This is a genomic window from Escherichia sp. TW14182 (assembly GCF_000208525.1).
In the GTDB taxonomy this organism is placed as follows: domain Bacteria; phylum Pseudomonadota; class Gammaproteobacteria; order Enterobacterales; family Enterobacteriaceae; genus Escherichia; species Escherichia ruysiae.
In genome coordinates this window covers 1-7,774 of sequence record NZ_AEJZ01000023.1, presented here as the reverse complement: position 1 = coordinate 7,774, position 7,774 = coordinate 1, and the positions used below count along the sequence as shown (strand labels likewise).

The following is a 7,774-nucleotide window of genomic DNA, read 5'->3' as shown; positions in this document are numbered from 1 at the left end:
TTTCACCAGGTTCACTTCGCCGCGTTCAATTTCCGGGCAGAAACCAACAAGGTCATACGCCGGATTGAGGGTGATCGTAGCAACACGTCTGCTCATTACGCGCCCTCCCCAAGACCTGCGGCGATGGCGTCGCCAATTGCCTTCAGTGCCTGTTCAGCATCCGCCCCCTGGGCGGTAAAGCGCAGGCGATGACCTTTCTTAACGCCAAGTGCCACAACTTTCATCAGACTACGTCCGTTTGCCGGTTTGCCGGTGCCATCAAGGTTTGTCACGGTAATATCACTGTTAAATTGTTTAATGGTATTGACCAGCATGGTGCCTGGACGAGCATGCAGGCCGTGTTCGTTGCGCACCACAAACTCCGCGCTTAACACGTCGTCAGTCGGCGCATCATCGCTGGTCAGCAGTGCCAGCAATGTTGCCGCATCCGCTTTCAGCAAACGGTCAGCTTTATTGTCGAGTAACAGATCGGCGAGACGCTTAAGAACCGCGACGGGCTGATCGTCATTCATTGCCACACTCACCAGCATGGCTGCCGTTTCGCCCTCCACATCAAAAGCATTTGCCGCGCGGCTTACCGCAATCGCGCTACGCAGGTTGCCTTCGGCGCTATCGCTCAGCCAGATGCCCTGTCCGAGATTCAGAGGTTGTTCATTGATGGCTTTAGTGACGAAGGTGGCGTCAACGGCACCCGCTTCTTTCAGACGTGCAGCGTTCAGCGCCTGCAGAGTCAGCAGATCGCTGGCGACAATATCCAGCGTCAGCATTTCGTTATCGAGTTTCAGCTGCTCACTCTGCTTTTCGCCCATCAGCAATGCGCGAAGTTCTTCTGCTGTCGTTGCTGACTTCAGTTGTTCAGCAACGGAATCATCGCTTAGCACGTGGGTCAGCTGGCGCAGCAGGCCCAGGTGTTCGTCCGAGCTGGCGGCAATACCGATCGCCACGTACGCTACCTGACCGTCACCCCAGGTGACGCCTTCCGGGAACTGAAATACCTGAACGCCGGTTTTCAGCACCTGATCGCGGGTGTCGGTGGTGCCGTGAGGAATAGCAATACCATTGCCGAGGAACGTTGAGGTTTGCTGCTCGCGCGCCAGCATGCCATTGACGTAGCCTTCAGCTACATTACCGGCCCGCACCAGCGCCGCAGCGACCTGGCGAATCGCGTCTTCTTTGTCTCCGGCCTTTTCGCCCGGATGGATGTCCTGTACGGATAACTGGAACATAGTTCTCCTCTCTTGCTGAATTGAAACGATTCAGCTTCTATGAGAATAAAAGCGCCAACCTGGCTTACGGTTAAAGACAAGATCGCGCTGAAACGTTTCAATAAAGCATAATACTTCTGTTTCAGCACGCAAGGGAAGCTGTAAACTTATGACCAAAATTTTGATGTGCTGCACAATTTTTTGTCATTTTTCCTAATTGCTGACGGGAAAACTCGTTGCCAGCAATTTCATTTCAGCAGCGTCAGCAGACAATCAACAAGAGTGAAATGGCATTTTGATTATTCGTGGCGAGTTTGATTTCACTGACTGTTTATTTTCTGACAAGCAGCGTAAACTCCGCGTCTCCATCTTTCAGTGATCGACCAGCATGCATAACTCCCCCGCAGTCTCCAGCGCGAAATCGTTTGATCTGACATCGACGGCGTTTTTAATCGTTGCCTTTCTCACCGGTATTGCGGGCGCTCTGCAAACCCCGACGCTCAGTATATTCCTTACCGATGAAGTGCACGCCCGTCCGGCGATGGTGGGATTCTTCTTTACCGGCAGTGCTGTCATCGGGATTCTGGTGAGTCAGTTTCTCGCCGGACGCTCTGATAAGCGTGGCGATCGTAAATCACTGATTGTCTTTTGCTGCCTGTTAGGCGTGCTGGCCTGCATCCTTTTTGCCTGGAACCGCAACTACTTTGTTTTGCTGTTCGTTGGTGTCTTTCTTAGTAGCTTTGGCTCTACCGCCAACCCGCAAATGTTTGCTCTCGCCCGTGAGCACGCTGACAAAACCGGGCGTGAAGCGGTGATGTTCAGCTCTTTTTTACGCGCTCAGGTTTCGTTGGCATGGGTCATTGGTCCGCCGCTGGCTTATGCCCTGGCGATGGGGTTCAGCTTTACGGTGATGTATCTCAGCGCAGCAGTGGCGTTTATTGTCTGCGGCCTGATGGTGTGGCTATTTTTACCGTCGATGCAAAAAGAGGTTCCGCTGGCGACCGGCACGGTTGAAGCGCCGCGCCGTAATCGTCGCGATACGCTACTGCTGTTTGTCATTTGTACGTTGATGTGGGGGTCAAATAGCCTGTACATCATCAACATGCCACTGTTTATTATCAACGAATTGCATCTTCCCGAGAAACTGGCGGGCGTGATGATGGGAACCGCCGCAGGCCTGGAAATCCCGACCATGTTGATCGCGGGTTATTTTGCCAAACGTCTGGGTAAGCGTTTCTTAATGCGCGTTGCCGCCGTGGGTGGCGTCTGTTTTTACGCAGGTATGCTGATGGCGCATTCACCTGTCATTCTGTTGGGCTTGCAGCTGCTGAATGCTATTTTTATTGGCATTCTGGGTGGCATCGGGATGCTCTATTTTCAGGATCTGATGCCCGGTCAGGCGGGTTCAGCAACCACGCTCTATACCAATACCTCGCGTGTGGGCTGGATCATCGCGGGGTCAGTGGCGGGCATAGTCGCCGAAATCTGGAATTATCACGCCGTGTTCTGGTTTGCGATGGTGATGATTATCGCCACTCTGTTCTGCTTACTGCGGATTAAAGATGTTTAAGGCGCGGTCAGTATTTCCAGATCGATAAGCCAGGTCATCGCCTGCTGACGCGTGTTACCGCACATTTCAGCACTGGCTTGTAAACCTGCGCAAACTTTCGGACGTAGCGGCGATGTAAAAATTTTACAACGTTGCTGTTCATCAAGCTGAATGCAGGGCGTATTGGCGGGCTTGCCATCTGGCATACCGGGTATAGGGCTGGAAATTGAAGGGGCAGTGCAACACGCCCCGCAACCCGGACGGCATTCCATACGTTGTTCTCTTAAGGTTAACCACCGGATTGATGAGCGCGCACAGTACCACCTTTTTTGCACCAGCAAAAGTGCGAATACCACTTGCCTGAAAGGCTCGTCGCGAGTAGTTTGACGCGATATTTTTGACATTTTCGATAACAGGAATTTTTCGATGCCAAGAGCGAACGAAATTAAAAAAGGTATGGTACTGAATTACAACGGCAAATTGCTGCTGGTTAAGGATATTGATATTCAGTCTCCCACCGCCCGTGGTGCCGCTACGCTGTACAAAATGCGTTTTTCTGATGTCCGTACCGGGCTGAAAGTGGAAGAACGCTTCAAAGGCGATGATATCGTTGACACCGTAACGCTGACCCGTCGTTACGTTGACTTCTCCTACGTCGATGGCAACGAATATGTCTTTATGGATAAAGAAGACTATACCCCGTATACCTTCACTAAAGATCAGATCGAAGAAGAGCTGCTGTTTATGCCGGAAGGCGGTATGCCGGATATGCAGGTTCTGACCTGGGACGGTCAACTTCTGGCGCTTGAACTGCCGCAAACCGTTGATCTGGAAATTGTTGAAACCGCACCGGGCATCAAAGGCGCGTCTGCCAGCGCCCGTAACAAACCGGCGACATTGAGCACCGGTCTGGTCATTCAAGTACCAGAATACTTAAGCCCAGGCGAAAAAATTCGCATCCATATCGAAGAACGCCGCTATATGGGTCGTGCTGACTAACTTCAGCCAGATATCAGAAAAGGGATGGCTCAGACTGTCCCTTTTTTAATTTATTATACCAATCTTCTATTTTGCGCTTCCTGAACATTGTTCTCCCGCAATATTCACCACTAAATTGATCGCCCTCACACTTCATCGCATTAACAATCCAGACCAATTTCAATTGCTGTCATATAACTTTACACTGTCGTTGTTAATTAATCGTTACTAAGACGTGACTCCTATGAATACAATCGCCTCCGTTACGCTCCCGCAGCATGTACACTCGCCCCGCTACGATCGGCAACAATTGAAATCTCGTATCGTTCATTTTGGATTTGGAGCCTTCCACCGTGCGCATCAGGCGCTATTAACCGACCGTGTGCTGAATGCCCAGGGCGGCGACTGGGGGATCTGTGAAATCAGCCTGTTCAGTGGCGATCAGTTGATGAGCCAGCTTCGCGCGCAGGATCATTTATACACCGTGTTAGAGAAAGGCGCAGACGGCAACCAGGCTATTATTATTGGAGCCGTTCGCGAGTGCCTGAATGCAAAACTGGATTCCTTAGCGGCGATTATTGAGAAGTTTTGCGAGCCGCAGGTGGCGATTGTTTCCTTGACAATTACCGAAAAAGGCTATTGCATCGACCCGGCTACCGGCACACTCGACATCAGCAATCCACGTATCGTTCACGATCTACAAAGTCCCGAAGATCCTCACTCCGCGCCAGGCATTCTCGTCGAAGCACTAAAGCGCCGCCGTGAACGCGGCCTTGCCCCGTTTACCGTGCTCTCCTGCGACAACATTCCCGATAATGGCCATGTGGTGAAAAACGCGGTGCTGGGGATGGCGGAAAAACGTTCGCCAGAACTTGCGGAATGGATAAAAGATCACGTCAGCTTTCCGGGAACCATGGTAGACCGCATTGTCCCGGCAGCAACAGACGAATCACTGGCGGAAATTAGCCAGCATCTGGGCGTGAATGATCCCTGTGCGATTAGCTGCGAGCCGTTTATCCAATGGGTGGTGGAAGATAACTTCGTCGCGGGGCGCCCTGCCTGGGAAGTCGCTGGCGTGCAGATGGTCAATGATGTTCTGCCGTGGGAGGAGATGAAACTGCGTATGCTTAATGGTAGTCACTCTTTTCTCGCTTATCTGGGTTATCTCGCAGGATTCGCCCATATCAGTGATTGTATGCAGGATCGCGCATTTCTCCATGCCGCCAGAACATTAATGCTGGATGAGCAAGCGCCGACGCTGCGGATCAAAGATGTCGATTTAACACAATATGCGGATAAGTTAATTGCACGTTTTGCTAACCCGGCGCTGAAACATAAGACCTGGCAAATCGCGATGGATGGCAGCCAGAAATTACCGCAGCGTATGCTGGCAGGCATTCGCATACATCTGGCGCGCGGAACGAACTGGTCATTGTTGGCATTAGGCGTTGCTGGCTGGATGCGCTATGTGAGCGGTGTTGATGATGCCGGAAATGCTATTGATGTTCGCGATCCGCTTAGCGATAAAATTCGCGACCTGGTCGCGGGCAGCAGCAATGAACAACGCGTAACCGCCCTGCTTTCCCTGCGTGAAGTTTTCGGTGATGACCTGCCAAATAACCCGCATTTTGTGCAGGCTATCGAACAAGCCTGGCAACAAATCGCGCAGTTTGGGGCGCATCAGGCGCTATTAAACACTCTCAAAATTTAACGATTTCTGCGGTTAAAGCGGATGAAGCCCGTCTTCGTCCGCTCTCCCCTTCTCTTTTCTGCCTTTTTTAGCCAGGATTAACGCACAGTTAACTTATCAGAGTATTGCGGAGCCGCTGTGACCAGGACCAACCTCATCACCGGTTTTCTCGGCAGCGGGAAAACCACGTCGATTCTTCATCTATTAGCCCATAAAGATCCCAACGAAAAATGGGCGGTGCTGGTTAATGAATTTGGAGAAGTCGGAATTGATGGCGCTTTGCTCGCCGATAGCGGCGCATTGCTGAAAGAGATCCCCGGCGGCTGCATGTGCTGCGTTAATGGTTTACCCATGCAGGTAGGTCTGAATACCTTACTGCGTCAGGGAAAACCAGACCGCTTGTTGATAGAGCCAACCGGGCTGGGCCATCCGAAACAGATCCTCGATCTGTTAACCGCACCAGTTTATGAACCGTGGATCGACTTGCGCGCCACGTTGTGTATTCTCGATCCACGCCTGCTGCTGGATGAAAAAAGTGTCAATAATGAAAACTTCCGTGACCAGTTGGCTGCCGCAGACATCATTGTCGCCAATAAATCCGACCGCGCGACGCCCGAAAGCGAGCAAGCGTTGCAACGCTGGTGGCAACAAAATGGTGGCGATCGGCAATTAATTCACAGCGAACATGGGCAAATTGAAGGTCATCTTCTGGATTTACCCCGTCGCAATTTAACTGAGTTGCCTGCCAGCGCCGCCCATTCACATCAGCATGGCGTGAAAAAAGGGTTAGCGGCGTTAAGCCTGCCAGAACATCAACGCTGGCGTCGCAGTCTGAACAGCGGACAAGGACATCAGGCCTGTGGCTGGATATTCGACGCTGATACGGTGTTCGACACCATCGGCATTCTGGAATGGGCACGACTTGCACCAGTAGAGCGAGTGAAAGGCGTTATGCGCATTCCGGAAGGCCTTGTGCGAATCAACCGTCAGGGCGATGACCTGCACATTGAAACGCAAAACGTTGCACCACCGGATAGCCGTATTGAGCTGATTTCCAGTAGCGAAACTGACTGGAACGCCTTACAAAGCGCACTGTTGAAGCTTCGTTTAGCGACCACCGCGTAAGGTTGCCTGCGTTTTTCAGTAAGATAATTAGAGAAAATATGATTAAAAATTTGCCGCAAATAGTGTTGTTGAACATTGTCGGCCTCGTGCTGTTTCTTTCCTGGTACATACCCGTTAATCATGGATTCTGGTTATCGATTGATACGAATATTTTTTATTTCTTTAATCAGAAACTGGTCGAAAGTAAGGCCTTTTTGTGGCTGGTTGCATTGACCAACAATCGCGCTTTCGACGGTTGTTCACTGCTGACGATGGGAATGTTGATGCTGAGTTTCTGGCTGAAAGAAAATGCCCCTGGCAGACGACGTATCGTAATTATTGGTCTGGTCATGCTGTTAACCGCAGTGGTATTAAACCAGCTGGGTCAGGCATTAATTCCGGTAAAACGGGCCAGCCCGACATTAACCTTTACAGATATTAACCGCGTCAGCGAACTGCTACCTGTACCCACGAAAGATGCATCACGAGATAGCTTTCCCGGCGATCACGGCATGATGTTACTTATTTTTTCCGCCTTTATGTGGCGCTATTTCGGAAAAGTCGCAGGTCTTATCGGCATTATTATTTTTGTGGTTTTTGCATTTCCCAGAGTAATGATTGGCGCGCACTGGTTTACCGATATCATTGTCGGCTCCATGACCGTGATATTGATCGGCTTACCCTGGGTGCTGTTGACGCCATTAAGTGATCGATTAATCACCTTTTTTGACAAATCACTACCGGGAAAAAGCAAACATTTCCAAAACAAATAACTCACAGTAATTAACATCATCAGGTTTATTTTTATAGTAAGGATAATCCTGATGATGCGCACGATTGCTTTCATTCATCGAATACAATGCTCATTCTTTAAGCAAATGAATAGGTTGCATGTTTTTCGCACAATCGTTCTTTAATTGACCAATCCCACTTATTAACTTTCTGTATCACTTTTTCTTATAAAAAATCATGCAAAACCGCTCGCCAAGACCGCGCCAATCGGGTAATCTCGGACTCGTTTTGCCTCGGCGTTAAATTATCCTCACAGCATATAATTTTGTGCGTTAGTCCACAGATTTGGCCTTAAGGAATTGTTTCAACATGCCCAGGTAATTAGTCTCGTGTCGCTTGGCATTTTTTATAACGATATTTATCGTTAAGGACTTCAAGGGAAAACAAACAACATGGTCAAATCTCAACCGATTTTGAGATATATCTTGCGCGGCATTCCCGCGATTGCAGTAGCGG

The 7,774-nt window shown here is 50.2% G+C and carries 7 protein-coding genes and 2 pseudogenes; 6 read left to right on the top strand and 3 right to left on the bottom strand.

Features of this window, described 5'->3' with window-relative positions; genetic code table 11:
• Together fruK and fruB are read right to left on the bottom strand one after the other, a co-directional pair.
• Window positions 1-96, bottom strand: a pseudogene (fruK, locus tag EQY_RS25500) (1-phosphofructokinase); the annotation flags it as partial.
• Window positions 96-1,226 (bottom strand): fused PTS fructose transporter subunit IIA/HPr protein, encoded by a 1,131-nt coding sequence (gene fruB, locus EQY_RS0102530; protein ID WP_000487221.1) that lies wholly within the window; start codon window positions 1,224-1,226, stop codon window positions 96-98. The pseudogene fruK and the gene fruB, both read right to left, overlap by 1 nt.
• Window positions 1,227-1,593: 367 nt before the next feature.
• Between fruB and setB the strand changes: the two genes are divergently transcribed.
• Entirely contained in the window at window positions 1,594-2,775 is a 1,182-nt protein-coding gene (gene setB, locus EQY_RS0102525; protein WP_000551953.1) for a sugar efflux transporter SetB, read from the top strand.
• Here setB and EQY_RS0102520 read toward each other — a convergent pair.
• A complete protein-coding gene (locus tag EQY_RS0102520; protein WP_024165195.1) occupies window positions 2,772-3,026 on the bottom strand; it encodes a YkgJ family cysteine cluster protein in 255 nt (84 codons plus the stop codon). The two genes, setB and EQY_RS0102520, sit on opposite strands and share 4 nt — an antisense overlap.
• 154 nt (window positions 3,027-3,180) lie before the next feature.
• Here EQY_RS0102520 and yeiP point away from each other — a divergent pair, with 154 nt between their 5' ends.
• The 5 genes and pseudogenes from yeiP to spr form a co-directional block, all read left to right on the top strand.
• Complete coding sequence (gene yeiP, locus EQY_RS0102515; protein ID WP_001136827.1) at window positions 3,181-3,753, top strand: elongation factor P-like protein YeiP; 573 nt, start codon at window positions 3,181-3,183, stop codon at window positions 3,751-3,753.
• A 223-nt stretch (window positions 3,754-3,976) separates the two neighbouring features.
• Window positions 3,977-5,443 carry a mannitol dehydrogenase family protein gene (locus tag EQY_RS0102510; RefSeq protein ID WP_001091945.1) on the top strand — a complete coding sequence of 489 codons (1,467 nt, stop codon included), beginning with the start codon at window positions 3,977-3,979 and terminating at the stop codon, window positions 5,441-5,443.
• A 117-nt stretch (window positions 5,444-5,560) separates the two neighbouring features.
• On the top strand, window positions 5,561-6,547 hold the full coding sequence (gene yeiR / locus EQY_RS0102505; RefSeq protein WP_000198832.1) for a zinc-binding GTPase YeiR: 987 nt from the start codon (window positions 5,561-5,563) through the stop codon (window positions 6,545-6,547).
• Between the two features lie 38 nt (window positions 6,548-6,585).
• Window positions 6,586-7,299, top strand: a complete 714-nt coding sequence (gene lpxT / locus EQY_RS0102500) for a Kdo(2)-lipid A phosphotransferase (RefSeq protein ID WP_010347233.1) — start codon at window positions 6,586-6,588, stop codon at window positions 7,297-7,299.
• Between the two features lie 411 nt (window positions 7,300-7,710).
• A pseudogene (spr, locus tag EQY_RS26045) lies at window positions 7,711-7,774 on the top strand (bifunctional murein DD-endopeptidase/murein LD-carboxypeptidase); the annotation flags it as partial.